A 19,764-nucleotide genomic window follows, 5' to 3' on the forward strand; every position below is an offset into this window, starting at 1 on the left:
AAACCGGTCGCGTTCTTCTGGCCGGCCTCGTCGATCCGCACAACCGGCGAGAAGACATCGCGAATCGCACCGCCGACCGACTCGGCCAGATGGCTGGTAGAGACCATTGGTCGCTGCATCACGACACCAAAGTGCCGTATCAGGGTATCCAATTCGATGACCTGCACGTTCGGCGGCGAACCTTTGGTTTCCAGTCGAGCAATGTAGATCTTGTCAAACTGTTCAATCGCGTCGACGACCTGTCCATCGAGAGGTGGAACGATCAACTTCGCACGCGGTTCGTCCAACGTGTCGGCCACACCCCGAGACACCAAGATGGCTTCGGTCGATTCGTCCTTCCACATCTTCTGCAACGTAACGGCATCGCCGTCGATGGCTCGCAATTTATCTTTCCACGCAAATTTCGCCGGGGTCGTTTTGGACTCCGGGTTTTGTTCGATGCGTCTGAGGATTTCCTGAATGCGTCCCTGCGTTCCCGGAATCTCATCGAGGAAACGCCCGGCATCGGAAGCAAAGTGAATCCGCAAAGAATGCGGGTGGCCCTTTTTCAACGCGATCACCGGATCCGAGGCCGCAATCGAAGCGAACGTGATCGACCCGAGATCTCGACGTGCGATCGACGCCACCGCCGATGGAGCGTCCGCAACCACCGTGCGCCACACCGAATAAAAATCACGGTCGAGGAAATCCAACAGGTCGTCTCGGATCAGGTCGGCGTCAATGCGTGGGTTGTCTGACGAGATCCAAATCAACACACGATACGGTGAATAATCAAACGGGGGTGGCTCCTCGGGGCGTTCCTCGATCTCTGCCATCGGATCACTGGCCGTTGATCCTGCCGAAGACGACGCGTCCTGCCCGGAACCGCCGGATGTCTCCACCGGCAACGATTCGGTTGTGTTCCCGGCTCCCGGTTCGGCGGGCACGGTGTCTCCCGTCTCGGTCCCCGTCGAATCAACGACGGGAACTGCAGCGAAACCGATACTCGACCAAACCATGAATGCAAAGACCAAGGCACCCGCCATTACCACGCCGACAGATCGATTCTGCCAAGCGCGACGAGACGCGATGCTGCAGGCTCCGGTGCGACACTCCAAAGGACTCGAGAACGTCATTGCGTGAGCCTCCATTTTTGCGCGTTCTGATACAACGAAACGATCTCCGACCCGACGCCGAGCAGGTTACGGTTGTATGCATACGAATCAACCAGTTGCCACAACGGAATCACGGGCAACTCGTGGTGTGAGATAAAGTGCAAATCGAGCAAGCGATCGCGGGCGTCCTTCCAGTTTTTAGATTCCTCGAGCCGACGCAAACCCAACCCGATCAACTGGTCCGTGCTGCCCGCCATTCCTTTCGGTCCGAGAACCCGACGGGCATCGATGATCGGTTCCCAAACCGCAGCGGCAACGTAGGCCAGATCGGCCGTTCCCGGTTTCGGAAACGCTTCGCCAACAGGCAACTCGACCAACTCGACTTCGAGATCCAACAACTCCCACTGGCTCTTGATCGCCTCACAGGCACTGCGAGACAGATTCTCCGGCGGGTAAGCCAAGCGGATCGGTTCGAGCTTCGGCGGCTCTTCCTTTTTTCGATCGGCAATCGCACCGAGTTGATTGGCGTTCATCGTCATCAGAAGCTTCGCCAACCGCGGCTCATAGCGACGCGGCGCGATCGATTGATCGTATGCGTAACCGAGCGGATCATTCATCTCGATCCCGGCGGGAAACGGTCCCGACAAAACACGACATCCGGGAACCTCAAGGCTCTCGAGCAGTTCCCCGTTGAGAATGTCTTCGCGGTTCGTTCCGTAGACCAGAGCCCGACGGAACGTTCGTTCGGCCAGGAAGGTGTGATCGCTGCACGGAACCAACATGTGAACACTCGGCAGTGGATACTGTGCGACGCGAACTTTGCGATTGCCTTCCAAACGGACCGCGTCGGCGGGGAACAATTGGTCGAGAACGTCGACCTCCCCTTTGAGCAACTTCGCAACTCCATCGGCCGCGCTCTCGGTGCGGATCTCGACGATTTCACGCGGCTGCGTTGCGGTTCGTTGTTCACCGACGAGGGTGTAACGCACCACGTCGCCTTCCACGACATCGCGGCGATAGTCACCGGTCGGCTCGCCCGGTTTCCCGCCGAACCAACTGCCATCGACGGTCATTTGGATCAACGCCGACGGCAAAACGTTTGGCCGTCGCAAAATACAATCAATCTGTTTGGGCCCGTCCAACCCGATCGCTTCGAGTGCAGCCGCCCACGGAGAGAAGTACACATCCGACTCCGGTAGCACACGCGCCGCCAAACGGTCGGCGATGTAGAAACCGTCAACAGCATTGAGTGGCGGTTCCAAGTTCTCCGGTTCCAAGAACATGGAGAAATTCAATCGATCGGGACTTTGCTCGGTTTCCCCGAAGAGGAACTCGTACTCACCGCCTTCCGGTCCGGCGCCCTTCATCTCAAACAGGACGCGGTACAGCAACCGACCGGCCCGCCGCGCGGCCCAGTTATCGAGCCTCGTCGGATCTGGATCTTTCGCCGTTTGCAAAACGCCGACGTTCACCAACGGATAAATCTGATCGATCTTACGAACGAGTTCTTTGCCGTTTTCGATCGTTGGTTTGAGATAGATGCTCTCTCGCGAAAGTCGACGGGCGGCACGGAAGTCTTCCGCTTTCAACGCCGCAATCGCTTTCGCCTGGCGTTCCTGAGCCATCTTCAAAAACGTCTCGTTCCACTTCTTGATCGATGAGAGTGACTTGCCGAGATAGTCTTTTTCCAATCGAGCGAGAAGCTTCTGCGCCAACTCGAGTTTCTTCTCTTCCATCAGCTTTTGCATTAACCGATCGGTCATCATTCCGATACCGGTCAACACCGCCTGCGATTTGTACTCCGGTGCATAGCGATGCAGCTCTTCCAACATGGCGAGCGCCGGACCGATCTCGCCCTTCTTAAACCGACTCAGCGCATCCCGAAGCAAGAACTCCGATCGCAACGTTCGCAGGTTCGGACGGTTGGGATAATCGCGAATCAGGACAGCGAGAAACGGATACGCGCCCGTGAAATCGCCCGACTTGATTCGGTCGGCGGTTTCACGTTCGAGCCGTTTCTCCCAAAAGTCGATGAACTCGACATCATCCCATTTGGCAACAAACTGTTTCAGTTCGATGCCTTGGATGTGGAACTTCAACTGCCCCTTGGGCTGCGACGGCATCGACCGACCGGGCAGATCGAGCAACCGCGTTTTGACCCAACCGCCACCGGCCGATTCTTTGAACAAAATGATGTCGTGCGGGTCTTCTTGCAGAAGTTCCAAACCGGGATCTTCCGGTCGACCCTTCTCGGCATAATTGATGATCTCGGCACGCGTTGTCGGTAACGGCAACGCCACAGAAGACGCTATCGCTAAACCAACCGCTACCGCACATCGTGTGATCATTCTCAGTGAGCTACGCATGTTCGATCAGTTCTCACCTGGAATGTTGGTAATGTAGACGACGCCTTCGGCACCAGGGACCAACAGCTTTTCACCCAACGGCAACGGGCTCGCCGAGAGTGGTTGTCCGAGTTCGATGGTGCCCACCACATCACCGGTGGATGGCTCGATCGCAACGAGCCAACCGTCCACTCCGGTCAGAATCCATCGTCCCTGGATCGAAACCACGTCATCAATCGGCAGACCTTTCATTGGCATCGCGGTCTGGAACACCTGCGTCCCGTCGGACCGGAAACCTCGCAGCACCGAATCGTTCGTCATCAACAACGCGAATTGTTCGCCGCCCTCGGTCGTCGCCAACGACGGCCCCCATTCGATCCTTCCGTCGAGCAGTTTCTTAAACGTTTCCTCGAGCCCTTCTTCTTCGTGGCCGACCAAGAAGTCTGCCGCTGGACCGCTGACGCCTCCGACGAATGCGCCGTCCACGCCGATCGTTTTGCCCAAGAAAGGTGCCGGCAAATCGACACTGGACAACTCTCGAATTTGATCACCCACTCGCAAACGGTAGAGCTTCTTGCGTGTATCGGCAATCAAGATTTGGTCCGGGTCGCTGCTGAGTCGTACCGGGGTGCTCCACCTCACCTTTTTCGTCGGATCGCTCGCAGGTTGGAATGGCGCTCCTTTCGGTGCACCCGTTTCCCAGTTCATCAGCACCACGCGTCCAGAATCCAGTGGCAGCAACAAACCGCCGCCGCTGAAAATCCCGACACCGGTCGGCTTGGGACCGGTCAGACGATACGTGATCTTCCGCAGTTTTTCTTTACGTCGCGTCGGGTCATACAACATCGCTTCACCGGCCTGCGATTCGTTGAGCAAAATCCGACGAACATCGTCGACACGAATCGGATCGGTGAACTTCATCGAGATCGAATCCGCACCTGGATTCTCAATCGGTCCTTGCGTCGAACCGCTGTTGAGCGATTCGCGATCGAGTTGGAACAGAGCACCTTGGCTCGTCACGGCGTGGATCCCGGCCTCATTTCTTTCCAACATCGATATCGGAGTTCCGACGTCGGTCCGCCACAGTTCGTTACCGGTCTTGGGTTCTGCACAGGTGACGCGAATCGCCGACGTGCCACGCAGTCGTCGAGCATGAATCAACGCGTCTTCGAGTCCCAACGGTTGGCCGATGAACGAGTCGCCTTCTTCTTTACCCCAGTCATAAACCACGCGTCCGGTGTTGATCTGCAACTCGTAGCGTCCGAGTCGTGTTCCGGTGATCCACATCTGGCTGCGTCCGACCGCCATGTGTGTCAGTGTCGGTTTGTCATACGAGGCGACCTGTTCAGCGATCAGAGAAACCTGCTCACCTTCGGCGGTCGGCTCGATATCGTAAACCGCGACCTGTCCCCGATCAGTCAACACAATCATTCGTCGTTTCTGAATCACCGGAGGAACGATCACGTTTCCGGTCAATCGAAACGGTTGTTGAGCCACCTTCAAACCGCCGCCCTGTTTATCCATCCGCAGAACATGCACGTTCGCATAATCGGCGCCCGCGTTTTCGATCACGAAGAGGTGTCCGAGCAACGACACCGGTGCGACCGCGATCGTGCCTTCCTCATGCCCGATATAGAAACTCTCGAGACTCTTCCCGGTTCGTGAATCGAGCACGTACAGGTTGCTGTGGTCGCCCGGCAGATAAATCCGTTTGAGTTGATCATCGATCCCGGCTGCGGTGCTGATCGTTTGCGGCATGTCCGTCGCCCAATTGGTGTCCCCCGAATCCACATCGAGCGACAACAATTTGCCTGAGTACGCCGAGATCAGAATGGTGTCGCGTCCGGCAACCGGTTCGACAAAACGCTCTCCGATCTTTGTCCGCCACTGCAACTCTCCGTCACTCCCGCGACAGTTACGAACCTCATTGGACGTCAGGTCACTCAGCAGCACCGACCGACCGTCATCGAGCCGGATCGGCGTGTGGTCTTCGCCGTAGCCGGTGAACTTCCGCCACAACAGCCTTCCGTCGTACGCCGAAAACGCGAGGACGCTCCCGCCGGCGCGGAGGTAATAGATGTCATCATTGAGTCCGGGAACGGGGTCGCCGCGGCGTGTTGTCAGCACGATCGAACGCAGCGAACCTTCGTCGATCGGCGCCGTCGTGGGCTCGGGCTTCTCACGTGAAAGCGTCACGAGTGTCTGTTGAATATCGCTGGCTTCTTCGATCAACACCGTCAGACGTGGGTCGACGGCGAGTTCCGGGAAATCACGCAGCAACGACTTGCGAAGGTCGTAGGCTTCCTTGGTATTCTTGGCCGCCAGTGCGCTCTTCATCGCCGCTTCGGTTTCATCCAAACGGATGTTGCGGTCGATATCCCGTTTGACGCGGTTGCGTGCTTCGGTCACTTCCAACAACCGACCTTCGAGGGTCGTCTTCATCGATGCCATCATGTAGTTCGGGTCATCGATCAACGTCCACTGTTCATCGAGCCGATCAAGCAGACGTTGCTTCTCCGAGGTCTCGGTCGCCTTGGATGCTTCCTCGGCGATGTTCTCAGCAATGTCGACCAAGAGCGCGGCGAGGTTTCCCCGCTCCCCGTTCATAGCCTCTTCGTCGACGATACGCGGCAGCACCTCCTTGGCTTTCTCGAGGCCCTTGGTGGGGTCGGTCATGTCGGCACTGCGGTAAATTTCGCACATCGCGATCTTTACACGTGCTTCGGACGAGTACTGACTGTCCTGTCCGAACTGGGTCAAGAAATTGAGATACGCGTCTTGGGCCGGCTGATAACTCTGCGCGTCGTACTGTTTGTTCGCCGCCTCGATCACGTCATCGATGTTGGCTTTGGTGAGGATGAAATAAAACCCGTAACCGGCGATCACCAAGAACCCGATGATGCCCAGGTAGCCGTAGATTTTGAACGAGTCCCAAACCGACTTATGCTCGGGCGGCTTGATGCGGCCTGGCGGCTTTTTGCGTTGCGGCCGATCGGGCGTCGCACCGGCGGGTACGGCTTCGACGGGCACCGCTTCGACCGGCACTGCCTCGACCGCCTCAACCGGCATCGCTTCGACGGCGTCCACCTCGACCGGTTCGGCATCAAACACGTCTTCGACGATGTCCACATTCTCTTCGCCGGGCAATGCCGTCAGGTCATCTTCGGCATCGACGACCTCCACGACTTCTCCGTCGTCGTAATCGCTGCTGCGGAGTTCGCCGATCAGCTTCGAGGCTTGAAACCGAGTCAGTTGCCCGTTATCGACGAGCAACTTCGCGACCGCTTCGGGCGTCACCCGAGCGCCACCTTCGGTCAATTGTTCACGCAGGGCTTCGATAATTTCTTGATCGAGCAGACCGCGACGTTCGAGGCGATCAATCAGTTCGTTTGCAAGCATGGAGAGAGCTATTTGCGTATCGTTGCCGACCGGATCGGCCGAGCAACCTGAGATAAGTAGTTGTGTGATTTTGACAGGGAACCCCCGGGCGACTGAACCGCCGCAACCGGCGTGGGTCAATCAAACCCGTCGACTTCGGCGACCTGAATTTCCGTAAACCCGGCGATCGTCCCGGCATCCATTGCGTCGACGAGCATTTGCAGTTTCGCGTTCTCGTGAACCTTGATGTCCAATCGCATGCCGTCCTTGTTGCCCGCGAGGGCTTCACGAAGCGCGTTGATCAGATTGTGTTTGCCCGGTGTCTCGCGTTCCCACTCGGGAGCCAACACCAAAAACCCACCGTTCTCCTCGATCTCCAGTTCGATCGGATCGAGTTCCTCGGTTTCTTCTTCCACGTTGGACATACTCGGCAGATCCGAATTTTGCCGAGGCATTTGAATCGACTTTTGCAGACTGAAACTCGCCGTGACCATGAAAAAAATCAGCAGCAAGAACGTCACGTCCACCATCGGCGTCATGTCGAGTTCGCCGTCGTCGCGTTTCTTCCGCGGGGGCACTCCGTCTTCATCGGAATCGTCGAGCAACAACGCCGACGGGGCGTGTTCGGCGTGGTGAGTCGAGGGCGGAGGATTGCCCGTCGCCACACCAGTCGTTCCGGCGTTGCCGCCGTTCCCATTCCCGCCGCCTGCCGCGAGCGACACCGCTGCCGATTGGCCCGAGACTGCAACGGAGGAGTCACCATTGACCGAAGCGGCCGCCTCATTGTCGGGCACCGACACGGCCTGCACCTCGAACACCTTTCCGGCGCCATCAGTCGGGGACGACGCGTCCGAAACAGGAACAGACGTTATCTCTTCACCAACCGCTTCGGCCTCCACCACCGGAGTCGCCAAGGCAGGAATCGTCAGCGGCTTTTCGCAACCGGGGCAACGGATCGTGCGTCCGGCCAAACGTTCGTTGACCTGACGCTGCATCCCACACGAATCGCATTCAACTTTGATCGACATGTTACTGCTCCCGCATCCTATTGTTCTTTCACCGCGATGTAGGTGAACTCCATATCGGTAAACTCGTCACCGAGGATTTTTTGAACGCGGGTTACTTCGGAGACTTTGACATCCCCGTCGCCGAGCAGCATCACCTGATCTTTGTTCTTACTGATCGATTTTTCGAGTTCGTTCGTCACGTATTCGATGATCTCGTTGGCCTGTGCCTCTTCGTCTTTACTGAATTCGCTTTGGTCGCGGCGTTTGAGAATCGCCGGGGAATCACCACCACCGGGTTCGATAAAGATCACCGCGGAATCCTTGGCCGAGATCGCCAAGCCGTTGTCAGCGTCGGGAATATTCCCCGTCTGCGTGGGGTCCATTTTGGACGCCACCACGAAGAAAATCAGCAGCAGGAACGTGATATCAATCATCGGCGTGATGTCCATCTCCTCTTCTTCGCGTTTGGAACGCGGAGGCATGGCATCGTCGTCTGCGTCTTCGACGTCGAGTAGTTCATCGCTCATGTTTGGTCACTCTCATTGATCAGCTTTCGTCACCGCATCGATCTGGCATGGCTCACGGCCCGTGATGGTTCGCGTCCTGGCATGATTTACGTCCTGGCTTGGCTCTCCTGCCATGGCTCTCCTGTCCTAGCTCCTCCGATACCGCCCTCTCGGATGGGCGGTTTACCAATTCGTCAGGCCTTCGATCGGTACGGTGTCCCCTTTTCTACTCTTGTCAAACTTGGATCTGCGGCACATTCGCAGTTTGTTTACGCGGCGTTTTCCCGAAAAGATCTCCGCCGTTTGTCTGGCGTCTCGCTGTCAGAAGTCGCGTTGATTTGTGTCTCGTTGACTGGCGTCAAACACATTGACGAGGCTATCGCGAGACACGCCCAACGGGCTCTCGCGCGGCTAGACCGTTTCGGCATAAGCGGGTTCCGCGGTCGCCTCCGCGGGTGCCGCCGGACGTGAGGCTTCGACCGCGAGACCGGCTTTGAACGCTTCGAAGAAACGAGTCAGTCCCGAGCCGACGAGGTCTTCCATCTTCGCGATCCGAATGTTCACATTGGCAATCAGAATCATCAACGGGATCGCGATCGCCAAACCGCTCGCCGTCGTCACCAAAGCGACCTGAATGTCACCGGCGAGCGCCGACGGTTCGACGCTCTCGGCTGTCGCGAGCGTCTTAAACGCTCCCATCATCCCAAATACCGTCCCGAACAGCCCGATCATCGGGGCACTCTTAATCACGGTGCTGACCCAACTCAGGCGATACTCCAGGTCGCTCATCACGTCACGCTGAAAACGGTCCATCATGATCTGACGCGCACGGCGGAAACCTTCGGCACGGTTATCGATCGCCATATGCATCATCTGAGGAATAGCGCGTGTGTCCCCTTCGCAGTATTCTTCGACCCCCTCGAAGTCACCGGTCTTGAGCATTTGTTCACAGTCATCCATGAACTGGTCTTGCTCTTCCTCGGTTTTGAATCGCTTCTGCGCCACACGGGTCCAAACGATCACAATCTGGTAGAGCCCCCACAGGGCGACAATGGCCAGCGCCCCGTAGGTTGAATTCGAAATTAATGTATAGAGGTCGGCCGCGGCAAAGAAAGACAAGGTCGGTTCCTATTGGGTTGGGAGGTGATTCAGAAGAGTGATCGGCAGCGGTAAGTTTCTAACGCTATTTGCGATAACGTTGTTCGGTGACTTCGAACGCGTATCCGCTACCTTCAGGCTTGCTGACGAACACGGTTTTGGCGATTTCGGTGACACTTTTGTGCCCTTTGCTCGCCGCATACTCTAGTTCGATATGCGCCAACTGGTTTTCGAGATTGGGTGGGATGAACTTCAGGATACTTCGACCGCTGGTTTTCACACCGGCTTGGGTCAGCAGTTGGATATCAAAGTCTTTCAACGGACTGGCCGTCGCCCACATGAAATACAGCCGCTTCTCGCCCGCACTGTCGTCGCTATGACGTGATTTCGGTCGAGTCGACAAATTAGTCGCGTAGTCCACGCCCTGGACACCCCCTCCAACTGATCCCAGTTCGATTTCATAAAAATCTAATTGCTGGGCGTAGGGTTTGATGCCCTTTGCGGAGAAGTTCAGTTGCCAACGCTCGAACCGTGGCACGATGTCTTCGCCTTCGCCCTCGGGACCCGGTGGACGGCTGTCACCCTTCCCGGTCCCCGAGGTGCTCGCGGTGGCATTGGTGTTCATCGTGTCGAGCGATGCGGCGACGCTGCTGACTGCGTCGGTGACCGCCTCGATGGTGTCCTGCAGGGTCGGCTCCATGAGTTCTTCGACCTCTTCGGCCCCGGGCGGTTCGAAATCTCGCTCGAAACCTTCCGCGTTGTCCGCACGTCCGGCAGCGTTCTCGATGATCGGGGCGATCGGTTTGACCCGTTCCGGCATCCGCATTGTCAACCAAACGACAAACAACATGAACACGAATGTCCCGAGGAACAAAATCGTGGCCATGAAAAAGGAAGACACCGCATCGAACTTGCTCGTGCGCAACTTCTCACGTTCTTCGAGTCGTTTTGCCTGGACCGGAGTCAGCTCCTCAGCCTTTTTTTCGCTTTTTCCAGGCGTTGTCACATCCGCGGGTTCTTCGGCGTCGAGAACCGCAACTTGGCTAGAATCTGGACCGGGGGAAGCAGCCTTACCCATATGAGATTTGTTTTTTGGAAAAGAGTTCGTCGGGGCCGATTGACGCGAACCCACATGATAGCGTAGTTTTCTCATCTGTTGAACAAAAAAGCCACGCAGAGCACCGGTTCACACCCTAGGTTATCTGTTAGCGGCAACGTTTTATTCTGGTTAGATAGCTCAGTTGGTAGAGCACGGCCCTGAAAAGGCCGGTGTCCGCGGTTCGAGCCCGCGTCTAACCACTTTTCGAGCCCCCAATGAAAGCCAGCCTGTTGATGACACGGCTGGCTTTTTTAGTGCCCAGGCTGCCGCGGTGTGGGCTTAGCGGGTGGGCGCATCGGCCGCACGCGAGTGACCTGATCTGACTCAGATCCCGCCGAGTGTTCTGGCACGGCCAAATTTCCCGGGTAGCGAAACTCGCCAAAACTTTCGGGACGGCTCGTGAACAGCCGAAAATCTTGGCAGGCTGTTGATTCAACGGGAAACCCCGAGGCCGGTAGGATATTCGCCCGATTCGCCAGCGAGTGTTTGTGCATATCCCTCGCTAGCCGGGCTGTTGATTTATTCAACAGTCAACCTGCTTTCGTTTAACCGCAATACCGTTCAATGAAGCACCGGGTTGTGGCGTTTTCGTTTAACCGGTAGCCGTAGGCGACGCGCAGTGGCAAGTAGATCGCCTTTGGTTGCCCGTTAAACGATTTATCGGCAAACCGTAGCGCAGCGGGCTGGTACATAATCAACAGCCCATTGGCGACTTTCGCTACGACCTGAAACCCTCATTCTGGATCGTGATGCACCACTCGACGTGACACATTTGGTAGATCGCCAACGGTCCGGCAGCGATTCGGGAATTTGCGATGCGGCGAGCGGGCGATCCAACGCCTGCTCATTCAAAAACAACTCACCGCCAAAAACTCACCGAAAAAAAAGCAGCCGTGAAAATTTTGTGCGACGATCCGCCTCACTTTTTGCCGCAGGCCTCTAGATAAGCCGACAGTTCTTCCTTGACTTTCGGAAACAGCAAAAACAGTCCGATCATGTTGGGGAACACCATCGCGAAGATCATCGCGTCGGAGAAATCGATCACCGAACCGAGCGACACGGCTGATCCGATCACGATCACAACACAGAACAGGAATTTGTAAGACAAATCCGCCGCGTAGCTACGACCAAACAGGTATTTCCACGACTGCAGTCCGTAGTACGACCACGACACCATGGTCGAGAACGCAAACAGAATGATCGCGACCGTCAGCAGGTAGCGGAACCCAGGCAACACACTATCAAACGCGGCAGAGGTGAGGTCGACGCCGCCCAGTGCCGCCCCATCAATCGTTACGGTTTTCGACTCCACCGCTCCCCAAACGAATGAGGCTTCGGAGTTGAACAACACAATCACGATGGCCGTCATCGTGCAGATCACAACGGTATCAATGAACGGTTCCAATAGAGCGACGATTCCTTCGGAGGCAGGATACTTCGTCTTGACTGCCGAGTGAGCGATCGGGGCGGATCCGGCACCGGCCTCATTAGAGAATGCCGCCCGCTGAAACCCTTGGATCAACACGCCCATCAACCCGCCTAATCCGGCGGTAGGGGTGAACGCCCCCGAGACGATCTCGCCGATCGCCCACGGCACCTTGCTGATGTTCATCAGAATGATCACGATCGCCGCCAGGCAGTACATTACCGCCATTAGCGGTACCACTTTCTCGGTCACCTTCGCGATACGTTTGATCCCGCCGACGATCACCAAGGCTACGAGCGCGGCCATCACCAAACCGATGATCGTTCCCGACGAACCATTGGTAGAGAGCCCCATCAACGACTGAATTTGTTGAGCGGCCTGGTTAGCCTGAAATGCATTCCCTCCGCCAAACGATCCACCCACGCAGAAAATCGAAAATAAGATCGCCATCACTTTCCCGAGCGGTTGCAATCCGATGTCGGCGAACCCTCGGTTGAGATAGTACATCGGACCGCCGTGAACCGTGCCATCGGCATCCACATCGCGATACCGAACCCCCAAAGTGCACTCCACGAATTTGGTCGACATCCCCAACAGGCCACAGACAATCATCCAAAACGTCGCGCCGGGTCCTCCCGTTGCGACGGCCACGGCGACACCAGCGATATTTCCTAGACCGACGGTTCCGGAAACGGCGGTTGCCAAGGCTTGGAAGTGCGATACCTCGCCCTCGCCTTCATCACGGATCGTGTCGACAAGGTCACCATCGACCTCATAAACCTCGACATGTTTGGGAATATCCTGCCCTTCCTTCTCGATCGCATCGTACTTGCCGCTGACCACTTGGATCGCTAGCGGCAGCAAACGCACATTGATAAATCCGAACACGATGGTGAAGAACGCGGCACCGAGCACTAACAAGATCAGCACGAACGGAAGCGGGTTTTCCAACCCTGGAACCGGCACGGTAAAGAAGACTATCCCGCCCCATGTGTCGGCAACCGGTTTAAACAACTCATCCACCTGCGCATCGAAGCCTTTTGGCAACTCAGATTCAACAGCGGGTGCATCCGAAACAACCGCTGGTTCCGACACAGCGACTTCAGCTTCCTCCGACTGAGCCCATGCGGAGTTGGCCCCGATCATCAGCACAGCCGCCATCAGCAGTAACGTGCGGAGCGGGCAAAGAAGTTTCAATGTCGGCGAGTGCATGAAGATTCCCAGGAATGCAGGCTAGGTTGAGCGGCGTTAAGAAGCTCGCTGTGTGGGTCGACGATGCGTCCGACCATTATCAGGTGGCTGACCTGACGGACACAGTAACGAGCCCTGACGATAGGATACTGACTTTCCAGCGAAAACGCGTAGCGAATGTTACTGATGATCGCGTGGAAAGACCTTGCAGCATCGTGTTGGCCCCATACCTTCCCTCGAAAACAGAAAAGATTCAACAGTTGTCGAAAGTTTGCATCCTCAACGTCGTCGGCCTCACCCCTAGACTGCTTGCACATGCGCCACGACTCTCCCAAGTCGGTGCCGCCCGACCGTGGACCAGCCCCGTGCCGGCCGTTACCGCGACCAGCCAAGCGACGATGTACACGGGCAAACCACCGCGTGATCACGGAATCGTCGGCAACGGATGGCTCTACCGCGACACCCAGGAGGTTCGCTTCTGGCAGCAATCGCGACATCTCATTCAGGGTGACCTGTTCTACGAAAAGTACGAAACCGCCAAGATGTTTTGGTGGTTCAACCAATCCACCAAGGCTCGCTACGGCGCGACACCCAAACCTCATTACGGATGCGACGGCAGTAAAGCGTTTGATGTGTTGGACTGGACCGGCTGTGACCTGACCGGCAAACTCGGACCGTTTCCCTTCTTCGCGTTTTGGGGGCCCGGATCGGGAATCGCATCGAGCAACTGGATCGCCGACGCGACCGCACTGGTGATGCGAGAGAAACAACCTCAACTCACGCTCTGCTATCTGCCGCACCTCGATTACGACTTCCAACGTCTCGACAACCATCGACCCGGCCCGGGTCGCCGAAGTCGATGCGGCGGCAGGACGAGTCATTGATGCCGCCGCCGATATCGACGCCAACGTCGTCGTCGTCAGCGAATACGGACTCGTTCCGGCGAACCGCCCGGTCCATCTCAACCGCGTCCTGCGCCAACACGGATTCCTACGCACACGAATGGGGCCATTCGGCGAATCCCTCTTGGTTCCCGATTGCGAGGCCGTTGCCGTCGCCGATCATCAAGTCGCGCACGTCTACGTCCGGCAGCCACAGAACATCGAAACCGTTGCCAAACTGCTGCGAGAAGTCCCCGGTGTCGCCGCGGTTACCCTTCCGGGCGAGTTGCAAATGGATCACCCCCGTAGCGGTGAATTGATCGTGTTAGCGGAAGCCGACTCCTGGTTCACTTACTACTATTGGAACGACGACCACGACGCGCCCGATTTCGCTCGCACCGTCGACATCCATCGCAAACCTGGGTACGACCCTTGTGAACTATTCATGACGAGCCGGTTGCGTGCCGCCGCGAGGTTGCTGCAAAAGAAAATCGGAATGCGATACAAAATGGATGTGATTCCACTCGACGCCACGCTTGTTCGCGGAAGTCACGGATTGCTCGCGAGCGACCCGGATGCCGGTCCCCTCGTCATCGGTCCGGGTGAACCGCCTGAGGACATGACGGGCTTCCCCGCCTACGTTGATTCCCTTCTGTAACCTACCCCAACATGACTCAACCCCTACCTGACTCGGCACGTGCCTCTCGTTCCCGGATCCGAATCGCGTTGAGCCAAACGGCCGCGTGGACTCTGGCCCTGGCATTGTTCTCAATCGCCTCAACAGTCTCTGCCCACACGCCCGTTGCCGACAGCGAAGCACCGCCACCACCGTGCGCGAGTGACCGGGAGCGGCTCTGCGTTTCCCGAATTTTTCACGGGTCTGACTTTCGTCTCGAATCCAAACCGATGCGTTGGGACGAGTCCGAAAACGTCATCTGGTGGCTGCGTGAAACCGATGCGGGAGGTTCTGAAATCGTCCGGTTGTCGATTCCCGATGGCGAAGAAACCGTTGCGGTTGCGGCCGATCAATTCCAACTGCCTTCGGGCGAACGCATCTCGGTCGACGATTACGCTTGGTCACACGACCATCGCTATTTGCTCGTGATGAGCAATTCGGTTCGCGTCTGGCGCACCAACACGCGAGGCGACTACTGGGTCCTCGACATGTTATCAAAAACGTGGCGGAAACTCGGCGGCGACGCCGCACGTTCCCAATCATTGATGTTTGCCACCTTTTCGCCGAGTGGCGATTTCGTTGCCTACGTGCGGGATCGAGACCTCTATCTCGAAAACACCGCCACCGGCGAAATCCAGGTCGTCGCCGCCAGCGACAACCCCAAACTCATTCATGGCACTTTCGACTGGGTCTATGAAGAAGAGCTACGACTGCGTCGCGGATTTCGCTTCAGCCCCGACGGCAGCAAGATCGCATTTTGGCAATTGGATGAAACGGACGTCCCTGTTCATTCGCTGATCGACAACACCTCCGAACGTTATCCGAGCGTCAAACAGTTCGCGTATCCGAAAGTCGGCCAGACCAACGCGTCCGCGCGCGTGGGCGTCTTCGATGTCGGTTCTCAAACGACCACATGGATGCAAATCGAAGGCGACCCGCGAAACCATTATCTCGCCGCGATGCAGTGGCTCCCGGAAAACACCCCGGGGGCCAATGACCGATTATTAGTGCAGCAGCTCCCGCGACGTCAAAACGAAAACCGGCTTTGGATGGTCGACGCGTCAACAGGCAAAGGAGTGGTGCTCCTACGCGAGAGCAGCCCTGGATGGGTTCGGCACCAAGCCAAGTTACATCCACTCCCGTCGTCACAATCACCCGGCGATTCGAATCCGGCTAGCCTGAGCGTGGCATGGCTGAGCGAACGCTCCCAGTGGCAACATCTCTATCGTCTGACGATCGACGCCGCCTACATCACCGGCACGATCCCCGAGGGAGGAGAGCTCGATGAAACAGGATGCCGAAACGGGGTTTCACTTTCGCCGATCACATTGGGAAAGTGGGATGTGATCGAACTCGACGCCGTCGATGCGACAACGGGAAAGTGCTACTTCACCGCATCACCCACCGACGCGGCGTCACGAGGACTGTATGTCTGTGACGGTTTAACACCCAATCCTGTTGCCGAACCACAACGCTTTTCACCGGCGACCAACGGCACATTCCAATACGCGATCAGCGACTCGACGGATTATGCGCTCGAGACGTTTTCCGACTTTTCAACACCTCCGGTCAAACGGTTGGTTAACCTGCAAGCTCGCGATGTGATCGAAACGTTCGTTGACAATGCAACGGTGAAACAAGCGATCGAAGAGCTGAAACCGGTCGACGAGAAATTCGTCTCGTTGGTTATCGATGAAGAAACATCGCTCGATGCCTGGATCATGCTGCCCGTCACGGACGAGAACGACGGCCAAACAACGCCTGCCCAATCTGTTCCTCTCGTACTGCATGTGTACGGCGAACCCGCCGGGCAAACCGTCAAAGATTCCTACGGTGGACAAACCTATCTGTGGCACCGCTATCTCACGCAGCTCGGATTCGCCGTCGCGACGATCGACAACCGCGGCACCGCATCACCACGCGGACGCGCGTTTCGACAAAGCATTTACGGGAAAATTGGCATCCTGACACCAGTCGACCAAGCCGCGGGGGCTCGTCGTTTGCTCGAACGTTTTCCAGTACTCGACCCAGCCCGTGTTGGCGTGTGGGGATGGAGCGGTGGTGGCTCGACGACTCTCAACAGTCTGTTCCGATACCCCGAACTCTACGCCGCGGGCATCGCCGTCGCTCCCGTCCCGGACCAGTTTGACTACGACACGATCTATCAAGAACGCTACATGGGAGTGGTTGAAGATGACCGCCAACGCTTCGTCGACGGATCACCGATCACCCATGCCGACGGTCTCGACGATCCTCTGTTGATTATCCACGGCACGGGCGACGACAACGTCCACTACGGATCAACCGAACGGCTGATCAACCGCCTCGTCGCGCTGGGCAAGCAATTCCGGATGTTCGCCTATCCCAATCGTTCACACTCGATTTCCGAAGGTGAAGGCACGGCAATGCATCTCCGCCAGATGATGACCGACTTCCTCGTCGAAACGCTTCATCCGAAATCAGAAGGCAAACAAGAGTAGCGAAACGATTCGCTCTCGCGTAGCAATTGTCACTGCGTAGCAACTTGTCACTGTGTCGTAGCCTGTCACTGCGTAGCAACGCAGGCGTTCCCACGAGCGTCCGTGCTGTTGGCTGCCAAAATCCACTCGTCGCCCAACGTCCACTCGCCCTTGGCTACAATGCGGCGATGAATATCACCAAGATCATCGACTCATCGTCGCAGCAACGTGTCGTCTTAGTGGAAAGCGACCAACTCATCCCGCTCCGGATGACCGAGCGCATCGCAACGCTCTCGGATATCCTCGCTGCCGATCGCCCGATCGCGGCCGCCGAGTCACTCTCGCGAGGAGCCCCGATCGCGATCAACGAGCAAACACAATGGTTGCCGCCGATCGACCAGCAAGAGGTCTGGGCCGCCGGGGTCACCTATCGTCGAAGCCAAACCGCCCGAATGGAAGAATCCGAAGCGGCCGCGTCTTGCTATGACCGGGTCTACCAAGCCGATCGACCGGAGTTGTTCTTCAAAGCCACTCCGTCACGGGTCAGCGGCCATCAACAACCGTTGCGAATTCGTGCTGACGCGAAGTGGAACGTCCCCGAACCTGAAATCGCTCTCGTCTTGTCGCCAAAGCTCCAGATCGTCGGCCTCACAATCGGCAACGACATGAGTTCTCGAGATATCGAAGGCGAAAACCCGCTCTACCTGCCCCAGGCGAAGTGCTACGACCAATGCGCTGGGGTGGGACCGTGGATCAAACTCTACGATCAACTCCCGCCCGCCGATCAAATCACCGTCGATCTTACCATCCGGCGGGATGAACGCGTTGTCTTCAATCAATCCACTTCAGCAGCAGAAATGGCGAGAGACTTCGAGGACCTCGTCGGATGGCTCGGGCGTGACAATACGTTTGCAAACGGTGCGTTCCTAATGACGGGCACGGGCATTGTGCCCACCAACGAATTCACGCTTCACCCCGGTGACGTCGTCGACATCTGCATCGCGGACATCGGAACCCTATCCAACACGATCGTTCAAAAGAAATAACACACCGCGTTAACGAAGGCGGGTCGATTCAAACGAATCAACGCACGCAAATCAAGGCGTTGCCGACGCGTAGCAAGAATGCGTCCTGCGTAACCGCGGCACCGTACAACGTCGGCTTGCTGAACATCGCAACGCCACGTCTGCGTTCATCACTCGACTCCTCCGCCAAGAGTTCTTCCTTGGGAAGAGTTTCGTCAGTCCACGTTTCGTTCTCGGCGAGCACTTGATACTCACGTCCGGCCGCGAGCACCGTCACTGTTCCGTCTTTTCCGAAGAAATACACACGGTCACCCACGCCGTACGGTGTCGCCCAACAGGACTCCGCCATTCGCTTTGAGTAAACCGATTCCCCCGTCGCGGCGTCGAAGCAATAGACGACTCCGGCCCGGTTCACCCAGTAGGCCAAACCGTTGTGAATGATCGGCGATGCCCACGTCGGGGTTGCTTTCTCGGCGACCCATTGGCGAGTCAATTTCCACTGCTCGCCATCACGTTCGATTTTCATCAACCCGTTCGATCCGGCCGCCGATCCGGCATTCTCGCCGTTGCGTCCCGGAGAAGCCCCGACCAAGAACCGGCCATCGCCAAAATCCATCGGGCTGGTTCCCGTGTTGCCACCAACGTCATCGAACGACCACAGCAGATCGCCCGTTTCCGCATCGTACCCGTCGATCGTTCCCGCCGAGCTGACGACAACTTGTTGGGTGTCCCCAACCTTCACGACAGTCGGTGAACTCCAACTGCGTCGCGGGTCGCGGTCGGCCTTCCATTTTGTCTCGCCTGTCACCTTATCGAGAGCAACCAGGCAACTCGGTCCGTCGTGCTCGAGCAGAATAAAAACCGACGAATCGTTTTGACATGGCGAAGCCCCGAGTCCGAATTCGGCAACGAAAGGGCCATCGTCTTTTCCGAGAGAACGCACCCATTGCTGCGTACCCTGATGATCGTAGGCCACACAATCCCCGCTTTCGAAAAAAGCGATCACGCGTTCATCATCGACGACGGGCGTCGGCGCCGCTCGACTGACGTAGTAACTGTTAGCTACCGGAAACGAATTCGGCAACGAACCTTGCCACGTCACCTCGCCGTTGTGAACATCAATACACGTCGTGTAGAAAATATCCTTTTCTGGGCCTTCGACGCTGGTAACAAATGCTCGATCATTCCAGACAATTGGACTCGACTGACCATGCCCACGGATCTCCGCCATCCATGCGACGTTTTCGGTCGGCGACCATGTCAACGGTAATGATTCGGCAGAACGCGATTGAGCCCCGGCACCCAAAAAGCCCGGCCAATCATTGACGCCGGCACCCGCGAGCAGAATCGAAACAACAACAATCAGGTTCATCGTATTTCCAGACAAAGAGGACATGAACGATGGTGACCGGACGCCTGTCCATCGAACTCGGTTCACAACGCAGAAGATTTTGACTGCGATAGTTTAGAGCAGGTCACGCCCTCAAGAGAATCGGACGTCCCCGGATTTCACGATCCAAGATATCGTGAAGAACTGCGTGCCTGCCACGCAATGTGATCGAGAGCATTTTGGGAGATG

12 protein-coding genes, 1 tRNA gene and 1 pseudogene are annotated in these 19,764 nt (G+C 57.0%); 5 read left to right on the forward strand and 9 right to left on the reverse strand.

Translation table 11 applies throughout. The features are described from left to right. The 7 genes and pseudogenes from RSSM_RS19785 to RSSM_RS19815 form a co-directional block, all read right to left on the reverse strand. Positions 1 to 1,115 (reverse strand): annotated as a pseudogene (locus tag RSSM_RS19785) (hypothetical protein); the annotation flags it as partial. Next, complete coding sequence (locus tag RSSM_RS19790; RefSeq protein ID WP_044303089.1) at positions 1,112 to 3,460, reverse strand: ABC transporter substrate-binding protein; 2,349 nt, start codon at positions 3,458 to 3,460, stop codon at positions 1,112 to 1,114. The gene RSSM_RS19790 and the pseudogene RSSM_RS19785, both read right to left, overlap by 4 nt. Before the next feature lie 6 nt (positions 3,461 to 3,466). Next, the gene (locus RSSM_RS19795) at positions 3,467 to 6,838 is read right to left on the reverse strand and encodes an outer membrane protein assembly factor BamB family protein (protein ID WP_008682766.1); all 3,372 of its coding nucleotides are present in this window, start codon (positions 6,836 to 6,838) and stop codon (positions 3,467 to 3,469) included. 116 nt (positions 6,839 to 6,954) lie between these two features. Then, positions 6,955 to 7,845 carry an ExbD/TolR family protein gene (locus RSSM_RS19800; RefSeq protein WP_008682768.1) on the reverse strand — a complete coding sequence of 297 codons (891 nt, stop codon included), beginning with the start codon at positions 7,843 to 7,845 and terminating at the stop codon, positions 6,955 to 6,957. Positions 7,846 to 7,862: 17 nt separating this feature from the next. Next, positions 7,863 to 8,351 (reverse strand): ExbD/TolR family protein, encoded by a 489-nt coding sequence (locus RSSM_RS19805; protein ID WP_008682769.1) that lies wholly within the window; start codon positions 8,349 to 8,351, stop codon positions 7,863 to 7,865. Between the two features lie 390 nt (positions 8,352 to 8,741). Beyond that, positions 8,742 to 9,449, reverse strand: a complete 708-nt coding sequence (locus RSSM_RS19810; RefSeq protein ID WP_008682771.1) for a MotA/TolQ/ExbB proton channel family protein — start codon at positions 9,447 to 9,449, stop codon at positions 8,742 to 8,744. Between the two features lie 64 nt (positions 9,450 to 9,513). Continuing rightward, positions 9,514 to 10,506, reverse strand: a complete 993-nt coding sequence (locus tag RSSM_RS19815; protein WP_008682774.1) for a hypothetical protein — start codon at positions 10,504 to 10,506, stop codon at positions 9,514 to 9,516. A gap of 148 nt (positions 10,507 to 10,654) precedes the next feature. Between RSSM_RS19815 and RSSM_RS19820 the strand changes: the two genes are divergently transcribed. After that, positions 10,655 to 10,727: transfer RNA gene (locus tag RSSM_RS19820), tRNA-Phe, on the forward strand. Between the two features lie 719 nt (positions 10,728 to 11,446). On the opposite strand, the gene RSSM_RS19825 is transcribed toward RSSM_RS19820, so the two are convergent. Further along, positions 11,447 to 13,114, reverse strand: a complete 1,668-nt coding sequence (locus tag RSSM_RS19825) for an alanine/glycine:cation symporter family protein (RefSeq protein ID WP_044303090.1) — start codon at positions 13,112 to 13,114, stop codon at positions 11,447 to 11,449. Between the two features lie 290 nt (positions 13,115 to 13,404). Here RSSM_RS19825 and RSSM_RS35210 point away from each other — a divergent pair, with 290 nt between their 5' ends. The 4 genes from RSSM_RS35210 to RSSM_RS19840 all read left to right on the forward strand — a co-directional run bounded on the left by RSSM_RS35210 (position 13,405) and on the right by RSSM_RS19840 (position 18,206). Then, positions 13,405 to 14,028 (forward strand): alkaline phosphatase family protein, encoded by a 624-nt coding sequence (locus RSSM_RS35210; protein ID WP_261340258.1) that lies wholly within the window; start codon positions 13,405 to 13,407, stop codon positions 14,026 to 14,028. Between the two features lie 13 nt (positions 14,029 to 14,041). After that, entirely contained in the window at positions 14,042 to 14,683 is a 642-nt protein-coding gene (locus tag RSSM_RS35215; protein ID WP_261340259.1) for an alkaline phosphatase family protein, read from the forward strand. A gap of 11 nt (positions 14,684 to 14,694) precedes the next feature. Further along, a complete protein-coding gene (locus RSSM_RS19835) occupies positions 14,695 to 17,181 on the forward strand; it encodes a S9 family peptidase (protein WP_008682789.1) in 2,487 nt (828 codons plus the stop codon). Positions 17,182 to 17,348: 167 nt separating this feature from the next. Continuing rightward, the gene (locus tag RSSM_RS19840; protein ID WP_008682791.1) at positions 17,349 to 18,206 is read left to right on the forward strand and encodes a fumarylacetoacetate hydrolase family protein; all 858 of its coding nucleotides are present in this window, start codon (positions 17,349 to 17,351) and stop codon (positions 18,204 to 18,206) included. 37 nt (positions 18,207 to 18,243) lie between these two features. On the opposite strand, the gene RSSM_RS19845 is transcribed toward RSSM_RS19840, so the two are convergent. Next, positions 18,244 to 19,581 (reverse strand): outer membrane protein assembly factor BamB family protein, encoded by a 1,338-nt coding sequence (locus RSSM_RS19845; RefSeq protein ID WP_008682793.1) that lies wholly within the window; start codon positions 19,579 to 19,581, stop codon positions 18,244 to 18,246. Between the last annotated feature and the right edge of the window lie 183 nt (positions 19,582 to 19,764).

It is taken from the genome of Aporhodopirellula sallentina SM41 (assembly GCF_000346505.1).
Lineage (GTDB): Bacteria > Planctomycetota > Planctomycetia > Pirellulales > Pirellulaceae > Rhodopirellula > Rhodopirellula sallentina.

What these genes read in the sequence shown, in the direction of transcription:
- RSSM_RS19795 (WP_008682766.1), bottom strand. Translation starts at nt 6,838, where the DNA reads ATGCTTGCAAACGAACTGATTGATCGCCTCGAACGTCGCGGTCTGCTC.
- RSSM_RS19805 (WP_008682769.1), bottom strand. Translation starts at nt 8,351, where the DNA reads ATGAGCGATGAACTACTCGACGTCGAAGACGCAGACGACGATGCCATG.
- RSSM_RS19835 (WP_008682789.1), top strand. Translation starts at nt 14,695, where the DNA reads ATGACTCAACCCCTACCTGACTCGGCACGTGCCTCTCGTTCCCGGATC.
- RSSM_RS19825 (WP_044303090.1), bottom strand. Translation starts at nt 13,114, where the DNA reads ATGGCGGCTGTGCTGATGATCGGGGCCAACTCCGCATGGGCTCAGTCG.
- RSSM_RS19845 (WP_008682793.1), bottom strand. Translation starts at nt 19,581, where the DNA reads ATGTCCTCTTTGTCTGGAAATACGATGAACCTGATTGTTGTTGTTTCG.
- RSSM_RS19800 (WP_008682768.1), bottom strand. Translation starts at nt 7,845, where the DNA reads ATGTCGATCAAAGTTGAATGCGATTCGTGTGGGATGCAGCGTCAGGTC.
- RSSM_RS19815 (WP_008682774.1), bottom strand. Translation starts at nt 10,506, where the DNA reads ATGGGTAAGGCTGCTTCCCCCGGTCCAGATTCTAGCCAAGTTGCGGTT.
- RSSM_RS19840 (WP_008682791.1), top strand. Translation starts at nt 17,349, where the DNA reads ATGAATATCACCAAGATCATCGACTCATCGTCGCAGCAACGTGTCGTC.
- RSSM_RS19790 (WP_044303089.1), bottom strand. Translation starts at nt 3,460, where the DNA reads ATGCGTAGCTCACTGAGAATGATCACACGATGTGCGGTAGCGGTTGGT.